Genomic DNA, 19,353 nt, shown 5'->3' on the forward strand with positions numbered 1-19,353 from the left:
CCGCGCACTAATGAGCCTGTTTTCCGCTGTCGAATTGGCACCACGCGACCCCATCCTGGGCCTCAACGAAGCTTTCAATGCCGACACCCGTACCAATAAGGTCAACTTGGGCGTAGGTGTTTACTGCAACGAAGAAGGGCGCATTCCATTGCTGCGCGCCGTGGTTGAAGCCGAGACGATTCGCGTGGCTCAGCACGTTTCCCGTGGCTACCTGCCGATCGACGGCATCGCCGCGTACGACCAGGCAGTCCAGACCCTGTTGTTCGGCAAGGACTCCCCGCTGATCGCTTCCGGCCGCGTCATCACCACGCAGGCGGTGGGCGGCACCGGCGCGCTGAAGATCGGCGCCGACTTCCTCAAGCAACTGCTGCCTGACGCAGTCGTGGCCATCAGCGACCCGAGCTGGGAAAACCACCGTGCGCTGTTCGAAACCGCCGGCTTCTCGGTGCAGAACTATCGCTATTACGACGCCGCCACCCACGACGTGAACCGCAGCGGCCTGCTGGAAGATCTCAACGCCCTACCCGACCGCTCGATCGTCGTGCTGCACGCCTGCTGCCATAACCCGACCGGCGTGGACCTGAGCCCGGAAGACTGGAAAAATGTCCTGGCCGTGGTCAAGGCCAAGAACCACGTGCCTTTCCTGGACATGGCTTACCAGGGCTTCGGCAAAGGCATCGATGAAGACGCCGCAGCCGTGCGCCTGTTCGCCGAGTCGGGCCTGACCTTCTTCGCCTCCAGTTCGTTCTCCAAGTCGTTCTCCCTGTACGGTGAGCGTGTTGGCGCCCTGTCGATCGTCAGCGAGTCGAAGGAAGAAAGTGCCCGCGTGCTGTCCCAGGTCAAGCGCGTGATCCGCACCAACTACTCCAACCCGCCGACCCACGGCGCCAGCATCGTCGCGGCCGTGCTCAACAGCCCAGAGCTGCGGGCCCAATGGGAAGAAGAACTGGCCGAGATGCGCCTGCGTATTCGTGGCATGCGCGACCAGATGGTGGACATGCTGGCCAAGGCCGCCCCGCAGCACGACTTCAGCTTCGTCGCACGCCAGAGCGGGATGTTCTCCTACTCCGGCCTGACCGTTGAACAAGTGACACGCCTGCGCAATGAATTCGGCATCTATGCCCTGGACACCGGCCGCATCTGCGTGGCCGCACTGAACCAGAACAACATCGAAGCAGTGACCAAGGCCATCGTCCAGGTAATCTGAGCCTCGATGGTTTGAAAAATGGGAGGCCTTGGTCTCCCATTTTTTTCGGGCGCCCTTGTGGCAAGGGGATTTATCCCCCTCGCCACAACAGATAGTGATCCTGCGAGAGCTGTGTGAAGCAGTAACATGTGATACTTGGATGTCACCTCCACAAAAAGCTCTTCCAGCGATCAACTCAAGCTTGACTTCTCTTTTCCAATCAGTAACATACGCGCCATTCCGCGATAGCTCAGTTGGTAGAGCAAGTGACTGTTAATCACTGGGTCCCTGGTTCGAGTCCAGGTCGTGGAGCCAGACAGCAAAAGACAAAGCCCCTGAATCGAAAGGTCCAGGGGCTTTTTCGTGGGTGCTTTTCGACGTGAGCGACCGCCTGTGGCCGCGGACCGCGTACCTGAGGTCGCTACCAGAACAATAATTTGGCGCCAACCTGGCATTATGGTCTGAATCCTGCTTTCCTTTTTCCGAAAAGCCCAGCTGTCACGCCAGCGTCATGGCAGTGCCGCAAACTGCCCCTGTCCGCCACAGCAGCTTCATAACAACAAGGACGAAGCCATGCCCACACAAAACCCTCACCGCATCGTCGGCCTGTGCACCTCCAGCAAGGTGTACAACGCGCTGACCGAACTCAAGCACCTGGAAGGCCACCGCAGCGCCAAGTTCCTGTCCTTGCTCGCGGAAAACCTGGTTCGCAAGGGCCTGCTCAGCGAGCAGGAAGTGGTGCACATGCTCGACTTGGTGGTCGATTGAGCGGCATCGATTCCTACTATTGAGACCGTTGATTTTTCTCCATCCCGCATGAAACGTAAGGTAACCCCATCGATTGATGGAGGTTTCCCATGCCCAAGGTTCAAATCATGTCTGTCGTTGGCAGCGCCGTTCCCGCCCCACTCAGGGAGCGTGGCCTGTTGGCTTGCTGGTATCTGGTGCAGGACGGCGTGACCGTCAGCGGCCCGCTGACTTCACTGCCCGCCGCCCAGGCCATGTCGCAACGTATCGGCCCCTACCTCCTCCGCGCCTAGGGCAACTGCACCCGAGGCGTGTTTTCGACGAACAGCGCCCAGCACGACATGAACAGTGCGGCGATCAGCGGGCCGATGACGAAGCCATTCAGGCCGAACACCGCCAACCCGCCCAGCGTCGAGACCAGGACCATGTAGTCCGGCATCTTGGTGTCCTTGCCCACCAGGATCGGCCGCAAGAAGTTGTCCACCAGGCCAATCACGAATACGCCGAACAGCGTCAGCACCACGCCCTGCCAGATCGCCCCGGACAACAGGAAATACACCGCCACCGGCGCCCAGACGATGCCCGCCCCCACGGCCGGCAACAGCGACAGGAACGCCATCAGCACCGCCCAAGGCAACACCGTCGGGATGCCGAGCACCCAGAAGATCAAGCCGCCTAACGCGCCTTGGGTGATCGCGACCAGCAGGTTGCCCTTCACCGTCGCCCGCACCACGCGGTTGAATTTCAATTGCAGGCGGCGCTTCTGGTGCTCGGCCAGCGGCACCGCCGAGCGCACCTTGCGTACCAGTTCCGGCCCGTCGCGCAGGAAAAAGAACAGCAGGTAGAGCATCACGAAAAAACTCACCAGGAATTGGAACGTGCCCTGGCCGAAACTGAACGCCTGGGTGGCGAAGAACTCGCTGCCCTGCATCGCGCTCTTGACGATCTTGTCCCGCAGCCCGTTCAGGTTGCCCAGGCCGAAACGGTCCAGCAGGTGCTGGAAGTACGGTGGCAATGCGTCCTTGAAGCGCGCCAGGTAATCAGCAACGTCCAGCTCGCCGCTTTCCAGGCTCTTGTAGAGGGCCGCACCTTCCTGGACCAGCAAGGTGCTGATGACGATCACCGGCAAGATAGCAATCAGCATGCAAGTGGTCAGGGTCAATAGCGTCGTGAGGTTGCGCGGCCAGTTGAGCTTCAATTGCAGGCGCCGCTGCAGTGGCGCGAAGACGATGCCCAGGATAACGGCCCAGAACACTGCCCCGTAGAACGGCAGCAGGATCCAGACGAAGGCGATGCTGACCAGGATCAGCAACAACATCTGCGACTTGTTTTGGAGGTTCTTGCGGTTCATTGGCTTTCCATTCCTTGGCAGATAAACATTAGTCCGCCAGGATTCGCCGGAGTGCCGTCGCGTCTGTTGCGCAGCCTTGATCCAGATCAATACCACCGGGCCGGCCATGGCCTACCCTCGCCGCTTTTTGCGGTCCGACGCCACCATGCACCTCGTAGCCCCCGAACTGCTCGCCCCTGCCGGCACCCTGAAAAACATGCGCTACGCCTTCGCCTACGGCGCCGATGCGGTCTATGCCGGCCAACCGCGCTACAGCTTGCGAGTGCGCAACAATGAATTCGACCACGCCAACCTGGCCTTGGGCATTCATGAAGCCCAAAGCCTGGGCAAGCGCTTTTATGTGGTGGTGAACATCGCCCCGCACAACGCCAAGCTACGCACCTTCCTCAAGGATCTCGAACCGGTGATCGCGATGGGCCCGGACGCACTGATCATGTCCGACCCGGGGCTGATCATGCTGGTTCGCCGGCATTTCCCACAGATGCCGATCCATCTGTCGGTGCAGGCCAACACGGTGAACTGGGCCAGCGTCGAGTTCTGGCAACAGCAGGGCCTGAGCCGGATCATCCTCTCTCGCGAGTTGTCGCTGGAGGAAATTGCCGAGATTCGCCAGCAGGTGCCGGCCATGGAGCTGGAGGTGTTTGTCCACGGCGCGCTGTGCATGGCCTATTCCGGACGCTGCCTGCTGTCGGGCTACCTGAACCGGCGCGATGCCAACCAGGGCAGTTGCACCAACGCCTGCCGCTGGAAATATTCGGCGCAACCGGCAGTGGAAAATACCGTGGGCGACATCGTCCAGGTGTATCAGCCGGAACCGACCCTGGGCCTCGGCGCGCCGACCGACCAAGTGTTCCTGCTGCAAGAGGCCAACCGCCCGGACGAATCCATGCCGGCCTTCGAGGACGAGCACGGCACCTACATCATGAATGCCAAGGACTTGCGAGCCGTGCAGCATGTGGAACGCCTGACTCGCATGGGCGTACATTCGCTGAAGATCGAAGGCCGGACCAAGTCGCACTTCTATTGCGCGCGCACCACCCAGGTATATCGCCGCGCCATCGATGACGCGATGACTGGCCGTGAGTTCGACCGCAGCCTCATGACCGACCTCGAATCCCTCGCCCAACGCGGGTACACCGAAGGTTTCCTGCGTCGCCATGTGCACGATGAATATCAGAACTACCAGAACGGCAGCTCGGTGTCGGAGCGCCAGCAGTTCGTCGGCGAACTGACCGGCGCCCGCCGTGAGCGCATGGCCGAAGTACGGGTGAAGAATCGCTTCGGCCTGGGGGATCACATGGAGCTGATGACGCCCAAGGGCAACTTCCACTTCGACCTGCATCAGTTGCAGAACGTCAAGGGCCAAGGCATCGACGTCGCACCGGGAGACGGGCACGTGGTGTATGTGCCGATTCCGGATGCGGTGGATTTGCGGTTTGGGTTGTTGATGCGGGATGTGCGGGAGTTGGCTGCCTGATCATTGTGGCGAGGGGATAAATCCCCTCGCCACAACAGCGCTCGACTTAAGTTGGCGGAACGACTTGCCCGGATCAGATCCGGAACTGCCCCACCAATTGGCCCAGGCGCTGACCCAGGTCGGCCAGGCTGCGGGAGGTCTGGGCGCCGCGTTGGGTTTCGTCGGCAACGCTGTCCACGGCCACGGCAATCTGATGCACGCTGCGGTTGATTTCTTCGGCCACGGCAGTTTGTTCCTCGGCCGCGCTGGCGATCTGGGCGTTCATCGAGTTGATGGTGCCAATCAACTGCGCCATGGTGTCCAGTGACGCGCCGGCCTCGTTGGCCCGCTCCGAAGTGCCATCGCCGGCCTCACTGGAACGGCGCATCGCCTCCACCGCCGCATGAGTACCCGATTGCAGGCGATCGATCATGCCCTGTATTTCCTGGGTGCTTTGCTGGGTCCGACTGGCAAGGGCGCGGACTTCATCGGCCACCACCGCAAACCCACGCCCCGCCTCACCGGCACGTGCGGCCTCGATGGCGGCGTTCAGGGCCAGCAAGTTGGTCTGCTCGGCGATGGAACGAATCACCCCGAGCACACTGACAATCGAAGCGACGTCCTGTTGCAGGCTGTCCAGGGACACGCCGCTGCTGCGAATATCGTTCACCAATGCATGAATCTGCTGGATGCTGCCGGCCACCACGCGCTTGGCCGACTGCCCTTCTTCGTCGGTCTGCTGGGCCGCGACGGCAGCGCCCTGGGCACTGCGGGCGACTTCCTGGGCGGCGGACGACATCTCATTGATCGCTGTGGCGACCTGGTCGGTTTCGTGGCGCTGACGCTCCATCGCCTGCTCGGAGCGCTGGGCCTGCTCGGAAACTTGCGTCACCAGGCCGGTCAATTGCGAGGTCATGTCAGTGATCTGCCGGACCAGGCCGTGGATCTTGTCGACGAAACGGTTGAACGAACCGGCCAACTGGCCCAGTTCATCCTGGCTGGTGATCGCCAGGCGCCGGGTCAGGTCGCCCTCGCCCGCCGCGATGTCGTCAAGGTTGTCCTTCATCAGGTGCAAAGGACGCAGGATGGTATTGGCGAGCACCAGGCCCACGACTGCAATCACCAGCAACACGACGGCGGCGATCCCGACGATGCTCAGGATCACACCTTGCAGGCGGTCGTGGACCTTGGCTTCCACCAACGCCACCTGGGCTTCGATACCGTCCAGGTTGACCGAACTGCCTACCGCCAGATCCCATTTGGGCAGGTATTCGGTGTAGCCGAGCTTGGGCACCAGGTCCTTGCTGCCGGGCAGTGGCGAACTGTATTCGAGGTAATGCGTGCCGTCCTTGGCGACTTTCACCAGGTCACGGTTGACGTAGACACCGTTCGGGTCGCGGTTGTCCTTGAAGCTTTTGCCCACGCCATCGGGGCTGTTGGCCTTGAACAGACGAATGGTCTCGGAGTCATAGCCGAAGAAATAGCCGTCCTTGCCGTAGCTGATATTCGACAAGAGCTTGATCGCCTGGGCGCGTGCTTCGTTATCGCCTGGCGCGGCGGCATCGTAGAGCGGCTTGATGGCTGTCAGCCCGACCGCGACATAATTCTGCAGCGTGGCCTTGGCTTCGCTGAGCAGGCGCTCGCGGGTCTGCTGGACTTCTTTGCTGGCCTGTTCCTTCAAGATGAACGCAGTGGTCAGGCTGATGATCACAGCGGACAGCAATACCGGGAGTATCGCAAGGGACAGGACTTTAGCCTTCAGGCTCAGGCGCATGCTGTTCACTCTTGTAGGTGTTATTGGCGTGGTTAGCTGGGTTAACGGCAGGGCACGGCAAAACTGTAGGACAGGTTTAACCGGCTATCGCGAACTGTCAGCAGCATGCTCGCTTGCTCGCGAAGGGGGGCGACTCGGTCCTTGAGTCTTGTTGGTCGACCTTACAACACCATCGCCGCCACCCAACCAAACGCCAGCAACGGCAGGTTGTAGTGGATGAAAGTCGGGACCACGGTGTCCCAGATATGGTGATGCTGGCCGTCGATGTTCAGGCCGGAGGTCGGGCCGAGGGTCGAGTCCGAGGCGGGCGAGCCAGCGTCGCCCAGGGCGCCCGCGGTGCCGACGATGCAGACGATCGCCAGCGGGCTGAAACCCAGTTGCAGGCACAGCGGCACGAAGATAGTCGCCAGGATCGGCACCGTGGAGAACGACGAGCCGATGCCCATCGTCACCAATAGCCCCACCAGCAACATCAACAACGCGCCGACGCCCTTGTTGTGGCCGATCCAGGCCGCCGAGGCTTCCACCAGGCTCTGGACTTCACCGGTGGCCTTCATCACCTCGGCAAACCCCGAGGCCGCGATCATGATGAAGCCGATCATCGCCATCATCTTCATGCCTTCGGTGAACAGGTCGTCGGTTTCGCGCCAACGCACCACCCCCGAGACCGAAAAGATCAGGAAGCCCGCCAGCGCACCGATGATCATCGAATCAAGCAGCAGCTGGATGGCGAACGCCGCCGCGATCGCCAACCCCGCGACCAACAGGCTCAGCGGGTTGTAGCGCACCGCCACTTGCTCGGCACGAGCGATTTTCTTCAGGTCATAGACGCGTTTCTTTCGGTAGGTGATAAACGAGAGGATCAGGCCAAACACCATGCCCAGCGCCGGAATACCCATGGCGTGGGTGATGTTGATGCCGCTGACGTCCACACCGCTGCGAGCGACATTGGCCAGCAGGATCTCGTTGAGGAAGATATTGCCGAAGCCCACCGGCAGGAACATGTAGGGCGTGATCAAGCCGAAGGTCATCACGCAGGCGATCAGGCGGCGGTCCAACTGCAGTTTGGTCAGCACGTACAGAAGCGGCGGCACCAGCAGCGGGATGAAGGCAATGTGGATCGGCAGGATATTCTGCGATGCGACGGCCACGGTACCCAGCAGGCCGATCAGCACCCACTTGACACCTGTGCCGCCGGCGACGTCCTGGCGGTCGACCATGGCCAGGGCTTTGTCGGCCAGGGCGTGGGCCATGCCGGACTTGGCGATCGCCACGGCGAAAGCGCCCAGCAGTGCGTAGGACAACGCCACCGTCGCGCCGCCACCCAGGCCGGCATTGAACGCCTTGAGCGTCGCCTCGATCCCCAGGCCGCCCGTCAGGCCGCCCACCAACGCGCCGACAATCAGCGCGATCACCACATGCACGCGGGACAGGCTGAGCACCAGCATGACGCCAACCGCAGCAATTACTGCATTTATCATCGTTACCTCAAAGCACAGCGATGGAAAGCCACCGGACAAAAAGGTCGCGACTTTGCAGGAAGCGGCGGCAAGCTGCAAGGGTCATGCGGCGGGTTTTGCGGTAATGCCGTCACTCTTGAGAGAGCGGGCTTGCTCGCGAATGCGGTGTATCACTCAGACATTATTAGCTGGCACACCGCTTTCGCGAGCAAGCCCGCCCCCACAGGACATCAGCGCTTGGGCAATTCGATCACGACCTTCAACCCGCCCCACTCGCTGTCATCCAAGGCCAGCATCCCGCCCCAGGTGTCGACGATGTCCCGCACGATGCCCAGGCCAAGGCCGTGGCCATCGGTCTGCTCATCCAGCCGCGTGCCCCGGCTGAAGACCTGGTCGCGCCGCTCCGCGGGAATGCCTGGGCCATCGTCCTCCACGGCCAGGCTGAACCCGTCGGCCGTCTCGACAATGGTCAGGCGCACTTCGGCGTCGGCCCATTTGCAGGCGTTGTCCAGCAGGTTGCCCAGCAGCTCCAGCAGATCCTCACGATCCCAGGGCAGCTGCAAGCCAGGCGGCGCGAGGTAAGCCAAGTGCAGATGCTCGCCATGGATCATGTTCAGCGTTGCCAGCAGCCCCGGCAGTTCGGCGTCGCAATCCAGGTGTGCGCCGGGCAAGGCATCGCCCGACAACCGGGCGCGATTGAGCTCGCGGTTCAGGCGGTGGCGAACCTGTTCCAGCTGGTCGAGCAGCAGCTTGCGCAATTGCGGATAAGGGTCGAGCTTTTCGTTCGAGGCCAGGCTTTGCAACACCGCCAGCGGGGTCTTCAGCGCATGGCCCAGGTTGCCCAGGGCATTGCGCGAACGCTTGAGGCTGTCTTCGGTATGAGCCAACAGATGATTGATCTGCGCCACCAGCGGCTCCAGTTCCCTGGGCACTTGTTCGTCGAGTTGCGAACGCTGCCCGCGCTGCAACTGGGCGATCTGCTCCCTGGCCTTTTCCAACGGACGCAACGCGCGTTGTACCGTCAGGCGCTGGAGCAAAAGGATCAGCAGCAACCCCGCCAGGCCAAGACCCAGGCCTACTTGCTGCATTCTCAGGAAACTGTCGCGCACGGGCGTGTAGTCCTGGGCCACGCTGATGGAAATCGCCTGGCCCAGGCGCCGATAGTCAGTGCGCAGTACCAGCAGCCTCTGGCCTTCGGGGCCCAGTTGCAGGTTGCTGTGCAGGCCCGGATGGTCGAGCCGGGGCAGCTCCTGGTCCCACAGGGAGCGGGAGCGCCAATGCTCGTCGGCGAAATCGATGCGGAAATAGTGCCCCGAAAACGGCCGTAGATAGGCGGGCGACAAGCGCCGCTCGTCCAACTGCAAACCTTGCGGGCCGCGCACCAGGGCCACCAGCAGGTTCTCGCTGTCGTTGCGCAGCCCCGCTTCCAGATAACGCTGCAAGCCCAGCTCGAACAACCACAGGCTGGTCTGCGCCAGGACGAGGCCGACCACGACCATCACACCGATCAGCCCAAGGCTCAGGCGCCGCTGGATGGATCTCACTGGGCCTGCCCGCCGAACAGGTAGCCCTGGCCGCGACGGGTTTCGATCACGCTGCGCCCCAGCTTGCGCCGCAGGTGGTTGACGTGGACTTCGAGCACATTGGAATCACGCTCGGTTTCGCCGTCGTACAGGTGCTCGGCGAGATGACTCTTGGAAAGGATTTGCTCGGGGTGCAGCATGAAATAGCGCAACAGGCGAAATTCGGCGGCGGTCAGTTGGACCTCCGCGCCGTCACGAATCACGCACTGGCGTCCTTCATCCAGGTGCAACCCGGCCGCCTGGAGCGTCGGTTGGTTGGCCTGGCCGTGGGAGCGACGCAGCAGCGCCTGGATGCGCAGGTGCAGTTCTTCAGGATGAAAGGGTTTGGTCAGGTAATCATCGGCCCCGGCCTTGAGCCCTTCGATGCGCTCGGCCCAGGAGCCGCGGGCGGTGAGGATCAACACCGGCGTGGCCAGGCCACCGGCTCGCCATTGCTTCAATACCTCGAGCCCCGGCACCCCGGGCAACCCGAGGTCGAGGATGATCAGGTCGTAGGGCTCGCTGGTGCCCTGATACACCGCATCACGACCATCGGCCAACCAATCGACCGCATAACCCTGCCGGGCCAGCCCGGCCATCAGCTCGTCGGCCAGGGGAACGTGGTCTTCCACCAAGAGCAGGCGCATCAGTCTTCCTTATCTTTGAGTAAACGGCCGGTTGCGGCCTCAAGGTCCAGTTCGCGCACGACGCCGTCGGTATCCAGCAGCTCGACTTCATAAATATAGACGCCGTGCTTTTCCTCCAGCTCGGCCTCCAGCAGCTTGGCGCCAGGATGGCGGTCCAGCGCTTGTTGCAACAGTTGCTCCAGCGGCAGGATCACGCCCTGTTGGCGCAACTGCAGGGCTTCGTCCTGGTCCAGGTCCCGGGCCATGGCGAGCGAACAGAACGCCAGCAGCGCCAGCGCCCAACGACTGCGGGCGCGTAGATTAAACTTCATTAGGTATCCTGATGATTCTTGAGCACCTCGCCGCTAGTGGCGTCGAGTTCCAGGTCCCACTCGATGCCATCGGCATCACGCAGGTCCACCTTGTAACGGTACTTGCCGTATTCCTCTTCCAGCTCGGTATCGGTCACTTCAGAGCCGGGATGCGTGGCCAGAGCAGCGGCCTTGAGCTTTTCAAGCGATTGAATGGTACCAGCGTCCAGCAGTTTTTTGATCTCGTGATCATGGAGGTCTCGCGCTTGCGCCAGGCCAGCGCCAAGAGCCATGAGCGTCGCGAGAATAAAGGCAGTCAGGCGGTTCACGGGTTCTCTCCTTTTTATAATCATCACCGGAAACTGTATCGGGGTGAACTTAACTGAAACTGAATTGCCATCATGGGACCCACATCAATGCGGGAGCTCCCACCGCGTCGTGTGTCGCTATAATCAGCCGCTTGCCAGTATTAGAGACCGGTATGACTGCCATCCATATCAAATTCCCCGCCCTCACCCTCAAGGCCGGTCCCCGTGCCTTCAAGCGAATCCGCGAGGCCGGCCTCAACGCCGCCGACGTTGGCATCCTGCCCGGCGCCGCCGGTGGCCCGAAAGCCTTGGGCATCCAGGGATTGGACCTGGCCCTGTTCGGCGAATGGCTCCCTGCGGCGCCTCGGGAACGGTCGCTGATCGGCGCCTCGGTTGGCTCTTGGCGCTTTGCCAGCGCGTGCTTGCCGAACGCCGCCGAAGGCATCAGGCGCCTGGGCACTCTGTATAACGAGCAGAGTTTCGCCAAAGGCGTGACCATGGCCGGCGTCAGCCAAAGCTCCCAGCGCATGCTGGACGATCTGCTGGAAGGTCGCGACCTGACGATCCTCGACAACCCCCATTACCGGCTCAATATCATGGTGGTCAAGAGCCACGGCCTGCTGTCACAAGACCACCGAGGCCGGCTGGGCCTCGGGTTGTCGTCGGTGATCGCCGACAACCTGCGAGGCCGTGCGCGCCTGTCGCGACATTTCGAACGGCTGATCGTGCACGACCCACGGTTGGCGCCACCGCTGCATCCCCTGACAGACTTCCCTTCACGCTTCGTGCCCCTGGTGGCCGACAACCTGCGCCAGGCCTTGCTGGCGTCGGGCTCGATCCCGATGGTGATGGAAGGCGTGCGCGACCTTCCCGGCGCCGGTGCCGGCACCTACCGCGACGGGGGTTTGCTGGACTACCACCTCGACCTGCCCTACAGCGGCGAGGGCATCGTCCTTTATCCCCATTTCACCGACCGGGTCATCCCTGGCTGGTTCGACAAAGGCCTGCCATGGCGCAAGGGCAGCGCCGAACGCCTCCAGGACGTGCTGCTGCTCGCCCCGTCGCGCGAATACCTGGCCCGCCTGCCCTACGGCAAACTGCCGGATCGCAACGATTTCAAGCGCTTCATGGGCGATGACCCGAGCCGCCGTAGATACTGGCGCACGGCGATGGACGAAAGCCGCCGGCTCGGCGACGAGTTCCTGGAGCTGACGGCCAACGGTGGATTGGGCGAGCGTTTGCTGACCCTTTAGTCAGCATGCTCGCGCATCACAGCGTCAAAGGCGCGACGTCTTGGATTAGAGCTTGTTTGAACGAGCCAAATAAGACCAAAATAAAGCCCTTTTAAAGGAGCCAATTTTATGCAAACCGTTTTGGCTGATGTGGCCGTCAGCGTATCTGAACTGAAAAAAATCCATCTGCGGTCCTGAGCGGAGCGAACGGTTCGCCTGTGGCTGTGTTGAACCATAACCGCGTGATGGGCTACATGGTACCGGCCGATGTCTACGAGGCGATGATTGAACGCCTGGATGAATTGGAATTGGCCCAAGTGGTCAAGGCACGGCTTGAGGCCAACGAAACGCCCGTTCGCGTTTCAATCGATGATCTGATAGGCGAGGCTGAGGCTGATATAGCCAATGGGCGTTGAGTATGGTGTTGAATGGAACCCAAAGGCCCTGAAGTAACTCAAGAAACTGGACGGCGCTATCCGTCTACAGCTATTGAAAAAGCTTCGGGAACGACAAAAGCAGCCGCGGATACTGGGCGATGCCCTTCACGCAATGAAGGATTGCTACAAGATCAAGTTGCGCGGGGCTGGGTATCGACTCGTCTATCGAGTAGAAGACGAAAGGATCATCATCCTGGTGATAGCGATCGGCAAGCGAGAGCGTAGCAACGTCTACGATTCGGCAAAGACCCGCTAGGAAGACTGCGTTTGCTGACCCTTTAGTCAGCATGCTCGCGCATCACACGGATCAACCTGATAAACTCCGCCGCCTGCCTCGCGACCGCTACCTTAAAGAGCCTGAACCTGTGGAAATCTTCAAAGAATTCACCTTCGAATCCGCCCACCGCCTGCCCCACGTGCCCGAAGGCCACAAGTGCGGCCGTCTGCATGGCCACTCGTTCAAGGTGGCGATCCACCTCAGCGGCGACATCGATCCGCACACGGGCTGGATTCGCGACTTCTCGGAAATCAAGGCGATCTTCAAGCCGCTCTACGAGCGCCTGGACCACAACTACCTCAACGACATCCCTGGGCTGGAGAACCCGACCAGCGAAGTCCTGGCCAAGTGGATCTGGAATGAATTGAAGCCGCTGCTGCCGGAACTCAGCGCCATTCGCATCCACGAGACTTGCACCAGCGGCTGCATCTACCACGGCGAATAAAACCGGCTCAGTTCCCTGGCAAGCCTTCTGTGACAAGGGGGTCTCCTTGCTGAACCGCATTGGCCTATGCTTGATCCCCTGAGCCATTTTCAGTGGAGTATCAAGCATGACCAACTGGCCGCTGGATCAGGTCTACGACTTCAACGGACATTCCATCCGCTACGCCATCCACGGCGACGGCCCACCGCTGGTGTTCGTCCATGGCACGCCGTTCTCCTCTTATGTATGGCACCGGATCGCGCCGCTGTTCTTTGCTACGCACCGGGTGCACTACTTCGACCTGCTGGGTTATGGCCAATCCGCGCAGCCGGATGCCGACGTCTCCCTCGGCGTACAAAACCAATTGCTCGCCCAGTTGCTGGAATACTGGAACCTGGAGCGCCCAGACGTGGTGGCCCATGACTTCGGCGGTGCTACCGCACTGCGTACGCATCTGCTCGATGGCAAGGATTACCGCAGCCTGACCCTGATCGACCCGGTGGCGCTGTCACCGTGGGGTTCACCTTTTGTCCAGCATGTGCGCCAGCATGAAACGGCGTTCAGCGGCCTGCCCGATTACATCCAGCGGGCTATCGTGCCGACTTATATCCGCGGCGCGATCAAGCGAGACATTCCGGAGGCAGAGTTGGCGCCCTACGTTAAGCCGTGGCTTGGCGAGCCGGGCCAGGCGGCGTTCTATCGGCAAATTGCCCAGATGGATGAGCGCTATACGCGCGAGGTCGAGGCCCTGTATCCGAAGGTGCGCTGCCCAACGCAAATCCTGTGGGGCGAAGATGACCAATGGATCCCCATCGAGCGCGGCCGGTCGTTGCACGGGATGATTCCCGGGGCGCTGTTTCAGCCCGTGCCAAGTGCCGGACACCTGGTCCAGGAAGACGCGCCGGAAGTGATTGTCGCGGCGGTCTTGCGGTTCCTGGCATTGCCTCTTGCCTGCTGAAGGAGCCGCTCCCACAAGCGAACCGCATGTACCGTGCGGCCTGTGTTCCAACTTGAACCACCGCCGCACCGCTTTTGATCCCTCCAGCCACCCTGTTCCAAGGATTTGTCTATAAACAACCGGCAATCACTCGCTTGGCACGGCCGCTGCACGCTTGCGACATTTCCTCACCCGCAAGGACCCGCCACATGACACAGAACGATCCCGGTAACGACTACCCGTTGAGCGAAGTCCCGATGCATGCCCGCAAGGGCCTGGCCTCCACGGCCATGGTGTTGCTGGGCTTCACGTTTTTCACCGCCACCATGTTCGCCGGCGGCAAGCTGGGCGTGGCGTTCGGTTTCGCTGACATGCTCGGTGTCATTGTCATCGGCAATCTGCTGCTGGGTCTTTATGCCGCAGGCCTGGGTTACATAGCGTTCAAGAGCGGGCTCAATTCGGTACTGATGGGCCGTTTCTGTTTTGGCGAGGTGGGCAGCAAGCTCAGCGACTTGATCCTTGGCTTTACCCAGATCGGCTGGTACGCCTGGGGCACGGCCACCGCGGCGGTGGTGCTGGGCAAGTATTTCGAGTTGGGCCAGGGAACTGTGCTGGGGCTGATGGTGCTGTTCGGCCTGGGGTTCTGCGCCACGGCGTATATCGGCTATCGCGGGCTGGAGATCCTCTCGTACGTCGCCGTACCGGCCATGCTGTTGCTGTTGATGCTCTCGATGTGGGTGGCGACGCAGAAGATCGGCGGCCTCGACGGGCTGCTGGCGGTGGTACCCACAGGCAGCCTGGACTGGTCGACCGCGATCACCCTGGTTTTCGGCACGTTCGTCAGCGGCGCCACCCAGGCAACCAATTGGACCCGGTTTTCACGTTCGGCGAAGGTCGCGGTAATGGCGAGCCTGATCGGGTTTTTCCTCGGCAATGGCCTGATGGTGCTGATCGGCGCCTACGGAGCCATCGTCTACCAGCAGCCCGACGTCGTCGAAGTGCTGTTGTTGCAAGGCTTCGCCATGGCCGCGATGGCGATGCTCTTGCTCAACATCTGGAGCACCCAGGACAACACCATCTACAACTTCGCCGTGGCCGGTTGCAACCTGCTGCGCACGCGTCGACGCAGGGCGGTCACGCTGGCTGGCGCAGCGATCGGCACCCTGTTGGCGCTGCTGGGGATGTACGACATGCTGGTGCCCTACCTGATCCTGCTCGGCACGGTCATCCCGCCGATTGGCGGAGTGATCATGGCCGACTTCTTCTTCCGCTGGCGTGGACGCTATCCGCGCTTGGCGCAGGCGCAACTGCCTGCTTTCAACTGGCCTGGGTTGGGTGCCTATGCCGTCGGCACCGTCGCAGCTTTCAATTCGCCATGGGTCGCGCCACTGGTAGGAATCGCCACCGGCGCGCTAACGTATGTGTTATTGATCGGCGTAACAGGCACTCGTACCGCTGACGCGCCCCTACAAGACCTATAAAGGATTCGCCTGATGCACATCATCAACGCCCGCCTGCGCAACCGCGAAGGCTTGCATGAGTTGCACCTGGAAAACGGCCTGATCGCCAGCATCGCTCGCCAGACCGAGGCCCCCAGCCTCGGCCCCGAAGACATCGATGCCGGTGGCAACCTGGTCGTGCCGCCCTTCGTCGAACCGCACATTCACCTGGACGCCACGCTGACCGCCGGTGAACCGCGCTGGAACATGAGCGGCACGCTGTTCGAGGGCATCGAGTGCTGGGGCGAGCGCAAGGCCACCATCACCCACGAAGACACCAAGACCCGCGCGAGGAAGACCCTCCAGGCCCTGGCTGCCCATGGCATCCAGCACGTGCGCACTCACGTCGACGTGACGGATCCGGCACTCACCGCCCTCAAGGCAATGCTCGAAGTACGCGAAGAGACCCGTCATCTGGTCGACATGCAAATCGTCGCGTTTCCCCAGGAGGGCATCGAGTCCTACCGCAACGGCCGCGAGCTGATGGAAGAAGCGATTCGCATGGGCGCCGACGTGGTGGGCGGTATCCCGCATTTCGAGTACACCCGCGACCAGGGCGTCAGTTCGGTGAAATTCCTCATGGACCTGGCCGAACGCACCGGCTGCCTGGTGGACGTGCATTGCGATGAAACCGACGACCCGCACTCGCGCTTTCTGGAAGTGCTCGCCGAGGAAGCCCGCAGTCGCGACATGGGCGCACGCGTGACGGCCAGCCATACCACGGCAATGGGCTCCTACGACAACGCCTATTGCGCCAAGCTGTTCCGCCTGCTCGGGCATTCGGGTATCAGCTTCGTATCGTGCCCGACCGAAAGCATCCATTTGCAAGGACGCTTCGATACCTTTCCCAAGCGCCGCGGCGTCACGCGGGTCAATGAGCTGCTCGAAGCCGGGATGAACGTATGCTTCGGCCAGGACTCCATCGTCGATCCGTGGTACCCGCTGGGCAACGGCAACATCCTGCGCGTGCTCGAAGCGGGCCTGCACATCTGCCATATGCTCGGCTATCGCAACCTGCAAAGCGCCCTGGACCTGGTCACCGACAACAGCGCCAAGGCCATGGCCCTGGGCGAGCGCTACGGGCTGGAGCCTGGTCGCCCGGCGAACCTTCTGGTCCTCTCGGCCGACAGCGACTACGAAGTGATCCGCAGCCAAGGCCTGCCGCTTTACTCGATTCGCAAGGGTGAGGTGTTGATGAAGCGGCAGATGCCGGTGGTGGAGTTCGGGCCGCAACTGACCTGAGCCTTCCCCCATTTGCTCGCGATGGCGGTGGGTCGGTTGCATTGATACTGAACCTGCCATTGCTTTCGCGAGCCTGCTCGCGAAGACGGCTTCGGCCGCGCTGCAAAATGTCCAGGAACCCTACGACACAAGCCGCGCCGCACCAAACAACCTGACCCGCATCAGCTCACCCGCCTCTTCTTCCAGCAGGATCGGCGCGGTGCCGCCCGGCATCACGACCCTGACCACCCCGGCCTTCACCCAACCCACCCGCCACGCAGCACTCGCCACGGCGCTGGCGCTGGTGCCCGACGATGCGGTAGGGCCTTCGCCGCGTTCGAACACCCGCGCAACGATTTGCCCTTCGCCGTCGCGCCACGCCCATTGCAGATTCACCCCCGCCGTACAAGGAATCCCCGACCCACCGGGCGCCGCAAAGGCAATATCGGTCAAGGGCTGCGACAACACCTCGGCACGCATCTGCGAAAGACCCGGCAATGCCTCCAACGCATCGACCAACGTCACGCAATGAGGATTGCCAATGCGCACGAACTGGCTAAAGCCCCACGCCGTGTCCAACACATGGAGCGCGGGCACACGGCTCACGTCGCACTGATTGAACACCACGCTTTCGATGCCTTGAGCAGCCACGGCCCGGGGGCCGAACAGCGGCGCGCCCAAGTCCAGCCAGAAGCCTTGGCCTCCTTCGAACTCAGCAGCGTGAACCGAGGTTTGCAACGGTGAGGGACCTTCGGGTTTGTCGTGATGGACCTGTAGCAAGCAACCCTCATCGCCAGGCAGCAAACCTTGCTCCTGCAAGGCCAGGGAAAAAATCGTCAAGCCATTGCCGCTACGCTCGGCCAGCGTCCCGTCGGTATTGACGATCAACAGATCGAACGGCGGCCCGTCCTGGAACGGGCCAATCAGCAGGCCATCGCTGCGATGAGCCTTGGCATGGGGCGGCGCTTCGCCCGGCGCCCATGCGCAAAATGCTTGCACGGCGGCAGCGCTCCAGGTCTGGCGCGTTTGCGCGGCCTGGGCGGCAGATACCGGCAGGTCGATTCCCTGGGCACGGATTTGCCGTGGCGAAACAACGCCATAGATATTGCCGCGTGCATCGTAGAACTGTGCCATTGACCAAACCCGGATCGACCAGCAAGAACCGCTACTGTAGGCCGGCGAAGGCTGCGGGGGCAAAGCTTGCCGGCCACCCGGACATTCGCGTCGGCACCTTGGGGTCGCAGCGAGGTCAGTGGATATGCAAGCATAGGCCCCTGCCCGCTTCACCGCACCGCACGAAAGCCAAGGACGATTCATGACCGCTATTACCCCGCCACCTACCTTTGCTCCAGGCCGCCTGGAACAGATGTCCACCCGTATCGCCTACCTCATCGCCGGCATCGGCATTGCCGCCTGGGCACCGCTGGTGCCCTACGCCAAGGTGCGAGCGAACCTGGACGAAGGCACCCTGGGGTTGCTGTTGCTGTGCCTTGGCGTCGGGTCGATCCTGGCGATGCCGATTTCCGGCGCCCTGGCGACACGGTTCGGCTGCCGCCGGGTGCTCAGTGGCGGCACGCTTTTGGTCTGCCTGGCGTTGCCGTTGTTGGCGACGATGAGTTCCTTGCCGTGGCTGGTGACGGCGTTGTTCCTGTTTGGCGCCGGGCTCGGCACCGTGGACTCGACCGTGAACCTGCAAGCGGTCATCGTCGAGCGCGCCAGCGGCAAGACCATGATGTCGGGCTTCCACGGCATGTTCAGCCTCGGCGGGATCATTGGCGCGGCCGGCGTAAGCGCCCTGCTCGGCCTAGGGCTTTCGCCGCTGGCGGCGACGCTGGTGGTCAACGCCGTGCTGTTGGTGGCGCTGCTCAAGGCGGCGCCGCATTTGCTGCCCTACGGCAGTGAAAGCTCGGGACCGGCGTTTGCCATTCCCCACGGCGTGGTGCTGTTTATCGGCATCCTGTGCTTCATCGTATTCCTGGCCGAAGGCGCGGTGCTGGACTGGAGCGCGGTGTTCCTGACCACCGAGCGCGCGGTGGACACGGCCTACGCCGGGCTGGGTTACGCCGCGTTTGCCCTGACCATGACGGTTGGCCGTTTGATGGGGGATTCGGTGGTGCATCGGCTGGGGGCCAAGCGCGTGATCATCTACGGCGGGTCGATCGCGGCTGCAGGATTCCTGATGGCGACCGTCGCACCCATGTGGCAAGCGGCGCTGCTGGGCTACGCGTTGGTCGGCGCCGGGTGTTCGAACATCGTACCGGTGCTGTACACGGCCGTTGGCAAACAGACGCTGATGCCCGAAGCCATCGCCGTGCCGGCCATTACCACCATCGGTTATGCCGGCATCCTCGCGGGGCCGGCATTAATCGGGTTTGTTGCCCATGGCAGTAGCCTGGGCATCGCGTTTGGCTTGATTGCGCTGTCGTTGGTGGCGGTGGCGGCCAGTGGGAAGGTGTTGAAAGTCTGAGGTCTCACACCATTTTCCATGGCAAGGAGTTTTCTGTGGCGAGGGGACTTATCCCCTCGCCACAGGGGTACGGGTCAA

The 19,353-nt window shown here is 62.0% G+C and carries 19 protein-coding genes, 1 tRNA gene and 2 pseudogenes; 13 read left to right on the plus strand and 9 right to left on the minus strand.

Going from position 1 to position 19,353, the window contains the following annotated elements:
* Nucleotides 1–10 precede the first annotated feature (10 nt).
* The 4 genes from JZ00_RS25070 to JZ00_RS25085 all read left to right on the plus strand — a co-directional run bounded on the left by JZ00_RS25070 (nt 11) and on the right by JZ00_RS25085 (nt 2,226).
* Entirely contained in the window at nt 11–1,207 is a 1,197-nt protein-coding gene (locus JZ00_RS25070) for an amino acid aminotransferase (RefSeq protein ID WP_039593949.1), read from the plus strand.
* Nucleotides 1,208–1,425: 218 nt separating this feature from the next.
* Nucleotides 1,426–1,501: transfer RNA gene (locus JZ00_RS25075), tRNA-Asn, on the plus strand.
* Nucleotides 1,502–1,759: 258 nt separating this feature from the next.
* Nucleotides 1,760–1,954: a hypothetical protein gene (locus tag JZ00_RS25080; protein WP_039593950.1), complete on the plus strand. Its 195-nt coding sequence runs from the start codon at nt 1,760–1,762 to the stop codon at nt 1,952–1,954.
* An 89-nt stretch (nt 1,955–2,043) separates the two neighbouring features.
* Nucleotides 2,044–2,226, plus strand: a complete 183-nt coding sequence (locus tag JZ00_RS25085; RefSeq protein ID WP_030142043.1) for a hypothetical protein — start codon at nt 2,044–2,046, stop codon at nt 2,224–2,226.
* Here JZ00_RS25085 and JZ00_RS25090 read toward each other — a convergent pair.
* The gene (locus JZ00_RS25090; protein WP_039593951.1) at nt 2,223–3,284 is read right to left on the minus strand and encodes an AI-2E family transporter; all 1,062 of its coding nucleotides are present in this window, start codon (nt 3,282–3,284) and stop codon (nt 2,223–2,225) included. The two genes, JZ00_RS25085 and JZ00_RS25090, sit on opposite strands and share 4 nt — an antisense overlap.
* Before the next feature lie 145 nt (nt 3,285–3,429).
* On the opposite strand from JZ00_RS25090, the gene trhP reads away from it, so the two are divergent.
* The gene (gene trhP / locus JZ00_RS25095) at nt 3,430–4,761 is read left to right on the plus strand and encodes a prephenate-dependent tRNA uridine(34) hydroxylase TrhP (protein WP_039593991.1); all 1,332 of its coding nucleotides are present in this window, start codon (nt 3,430–3,432) and stop codon (nt 4,759–4,761) included.
* A gap of 73 nt (nt 4,762–4,834) precedes the next feature.
* On the opposite strand, the gene JZ00_RS32060 is transcribed toward trhP, so the two are convergent.
* The 7 genes and pseudogenes from JZ00_RS32060 to JZ00_RS25125 form a co-directional block, all read right to left on the minus strand.
* Complete coding sequence (locus tag JZ00_RS32060) at nt 4,835–5,656, minus strand: methyl-accepting chemotaxis protein (RefSeq protein WP_412177690.1); 822 nt, start codon at nt 5,654–5,656, stop codon at nt 4,835–4,837.
* A gap of 36 nt (nt 5,657–5,692) precedes the next feature.
* Nucleotides 5,693–6,514: pseudogene (locus tag JZ00_RS32065) on the minus strand (cache domain-containing protein); the annotation flags it as partial.
* 161 nt (nt 6,515–6,675) lie between these two features.
* The gene (locus JZ00_RS25105; protein ID WP_162488978.1) at nt 6,676–7,992 is read right to left on the minus strand and encodes a Na+/H+ antiporter family protein; all 1,317 of its coding nucleotides are present in this window, start codon (nt 7,990–7,992) and stop codon (nt 6,676–6,678) included.
* Between the two features lie 212 nt (nt 7,993–8,204).
* Complete coding sequence (locus JZ00_RS25110; RefSeq protein ID WP_039593954.1) at nt 8,205–9,518, minus strand: sensor histidine kinase; 1,314 nt, start codon at nt 9,516–9,518, stop codon at nt 8,205–8,207.
* A complete protein-coding gene (locus JZ00_RS25115; protein ID WP_039593955.1) occupies nt 9,515–10,183 on the minus strand; it encodes a response regulator transcription factor in 669 nt (222 codons plus the stop codon). Before JZ00_RS25115 ends, JZ00_RS25110 begins: the two co-directional genes overlap by 4 nt.
* Entirely contained in the window at nt 10,183–10,494 is a 312-nt protein-coding gene (locus JZ00_RS25120; protein ID WP_039593956.1) for a PepSY domain-containing protein, read from the minus strand. Before JZ00_RS25120 ends, JZ00_RS25115 begins: the two co-directional genes overlap by 1 nt.
* Nucleotides 10,494–10,802, minus strand: a complete 309-nt coding sequence (locus JZ00_RS25125; RefSeq protein ID WP_152668469.1) for a PepSY domain-containing protein — start codon at nt 10,800–10,802, stop codon at nt 10,494–10,496. The genes JZ00_RS25120 and JZ00_RS25125 overlap by 1 nt, the downstream gene beginning before the upstream one ends.
* Nucleotides 10,803–10,954: 152 nt before the next feature.
* Here JZ00_RS25125 and JZ00_RS25130 point away from each other — a divergent pair, with 152 nt between their 5' ends.
* From JZ00_RS25130 to codA, 7 genes and pseudogenes are all read left to right on the plus strand, one after another.
* Nucleotides 10,955–12,034 carry a patatin-like phospholipase family protein gene (locus tag JZ00_RS25130; RefSeq protein ID WP_039593957.1) on the plus strand — a complete coding sequence of 360 codons (1,080 nt, stop codon included), beginning with the start codon at nt 10,955–10,957 and terminating at the stop codon, nt 12,032–12,034.
* Between the two features lie 108 nt (nt 12,035–12,142).
* Nucleotides 12,143–12,429: pseudogene (locus JZ00_RS25135) on the plus strand (type II toxin-antitoxin system Phd/YefM family antitoxin).
* A gap of 46 nt (nt 12,430–12,475) precedes the next feature.
* Nucleotides 12,476–12,706 (plus strand): type II toxin-antitoxin system RelE family toxin, encoded by a 231-nt coding sequence (locus tag JZ00_RS30525; protein WP_235433114.1) that lies wholly within the window; start codon nt 12,476–12,478, stop codon nt 12,704–12,706.
* A 109-nt stretch (nt 12,707–12,815) separates the two neighbouring features.
* A complete protein-coding gene (queD, locus tag JZ00_RS25145) occupies nt 12,816–13,172 on the plus strand; it encodes a 6-carboxytetrahydropterin synthase QueD (protein WP_025212792.1) in 357 nt (118 codons plus the stop codon).
* A gap of 106 nt (nt 13,173–13,278) precedes the next feature.
* Nucleotides 13,279–14,109, plus strand: coding sequence for an alpha/beta fold hydrolase (locus tag JZ00_RS25150; RefSeq protein ID WP_039593959.1), 831 nt, complete (start codon nt 13,279–13,281; stop codon nt 14,107–14,109).
* Nucleotides 14,110–14,297: 188 nt separating this feature from the next.
* Nucleotides 14,298–15,569: a cytosine permease gene (gene codB, locus JZ00_RS25155; protein ID WP_039593960.1), complete on the plus strand. Its 1,272-nt coding sequence runs from the start codon at nt 14,298–14,300 to the stop codon at nt 15,567–15,569.
* A gap of 12 nt (nt 15,570–15,581) precedes the next feature.
* Nucleotides 15,582–16,829, plus strand: coding sequence for a cytosine deaminase (gene codA, locus JZ00_RS25160; RefSeq protein ID WP_039593961.1), 1,248 nt, complete (start codon nt 15,582–15,584; stop codon nt 16,827–16,829).
* 120 nt (nt 16,830–16,949) lie between these two features.
* Here the strand turns inward: codA and JZ00_RS25165 are convergent, their stop codons facing one another.
* A complete protein-coding gene (locus tag JZ00_RS25165; RefSeq protein WP_039593962.1) occupies nt 16,950–17,942 on the minus strand; it encodes a DeoR family transcriptional regulator in 993 nt (330 codons plus the stop codon).
* 181 nt (nt 17,943–18,123) lie between these two features.
* On the opposite strand from JZ00_RS25165, the gene JZ00_RS25170 reads away from it, so the two are divergent.
* A complete protein-coding gene (locus JZ00_RS25170) occupies nt 18,124–19,275 on the plus strand; it encodes an MFS transporter (protein ID WP_039593963.1) in 1,152 nt (383 codons plus the stop codon).
* Nucleotides 19,276–19,353 lie beyond the last annotated feature (78 nt).

Source organism: Pseudomonas frederiksbergensis, assembly GCF_000802155.2.
In the GTDB taxonomy this organism is placed as follows: domain Bacteria; phylum Pseudomonadota; class Gammaproteobacteria; order Pseudomonadales; family Pseudomonadaceae; genus Aquipseudomonas; species Aquipseudomonas frederiksbergensis_A.

What these genes read in the sequence shown, in the direction of transcription:
- JZ00_RS25070 (WP_039593949.1), top strand. Translation starts at nt 11, where the DNA reads ATGAGCCTGTTTTCCGCTGTCGAATTGGCACCACGCGACCCCATCCTG.
- JZ00_RS25080 (WP_039593950.1), top strand. Translation starts at nt 1,760, where the DNA reads ATGCCCACACAAAACCCTCACCGCATCGTCGGCCTGTGCACCTCCAGC.
- JZ00_RS25085 (WP_030142043.1), top strand. Translation starts at nt 2,044, where the DNA reads ATGCCCAAGGTTCAAATCATGTCTGTCGTTGGCAGCGCCGTTCCCGCC.
- JZ00_RS25090 (WP_039593951.1), bottom strand. Translation starts at nt 3,284, where the DNA reads ATGAACCGCAAGAACCTCCAAAACAAGTCGCAGATGTTGTTGCTGATC.
- trhP (WP_039593991.1), top strand. Translation starts at nt 3,430, where the DNA reads ATGCACCTCGTAGCCCCCGAACTGCTCGCCCCTGCCGGCACCCTGAAA.
- JZ00_RS32060 (WP_412177690.1), bottom strand. Translation starts at nt 5,656, where the DNA reads ATGACCTCGCAATTGACCGGCCTGGTGACGCAAGTTTCCGAGCAGGCC.
- JZ00_RS25115 (WP_039593955.1), bottom strand. Translation starts at nt 10,183, where the DNA reads ATGCGCCTGCTCTTGGTGGAAGACCACGTTCCCCTGGCCGACGAGCTG.
- JZ00_RS25120 (WP_039593956.1), bottom strand. Translation starts at nt 10,494, where the DNA reads ATGAAGTTTAATCTACGCGCCCGCAGTCGTTGGGCGCTGGCGCTGCTG.
- JZ00_RS25130 (WP_039593957.1), top strand. Translation starts at nt 10,955, where the DNA reads ATGACTGCCATCCATATCAAATTCCCCGCCCTCACCCTCAAGGCCGGT.
- JZ00_RS25150 (WP_039593959.1), top strand. Translation starts at nt 13,279, where the DNA reads ATGACCAACTGGCCGCTGGATCAGGTCTACGACTTCAACGGACATTCC.
- codB (WP_039593960.1), top strand. Translation starts at nt 14,298, where the DNA reads ATGACACAGAACGATCCCGGTAACGACTACCCGTTGAGCGAAGTCCCG.
- codA (WP_039593961.1), top strand. Translation starts at nt 15,582, where the DNA reads ATGCACATCATCAACGCCCGCCTGCGCAACCGCGAAGGCTTGCATGAG.
- JZ00_RS25165 (WP_039593962.1), bottom strand. Translation starts at nt 17,942, where the DNA reads ATGGCACAGTTCTACGATGCACGCGGCAATATCTATGGCGTTGTTTCG.
- JZ00_RS25170 (WP_039593963.1), top strand. Translation starts at nt 18,124, where the DNA reads ATGACCGCTATTACCCCGCCACCTACCTTTGCTCCAGGCCGCCTGGAA.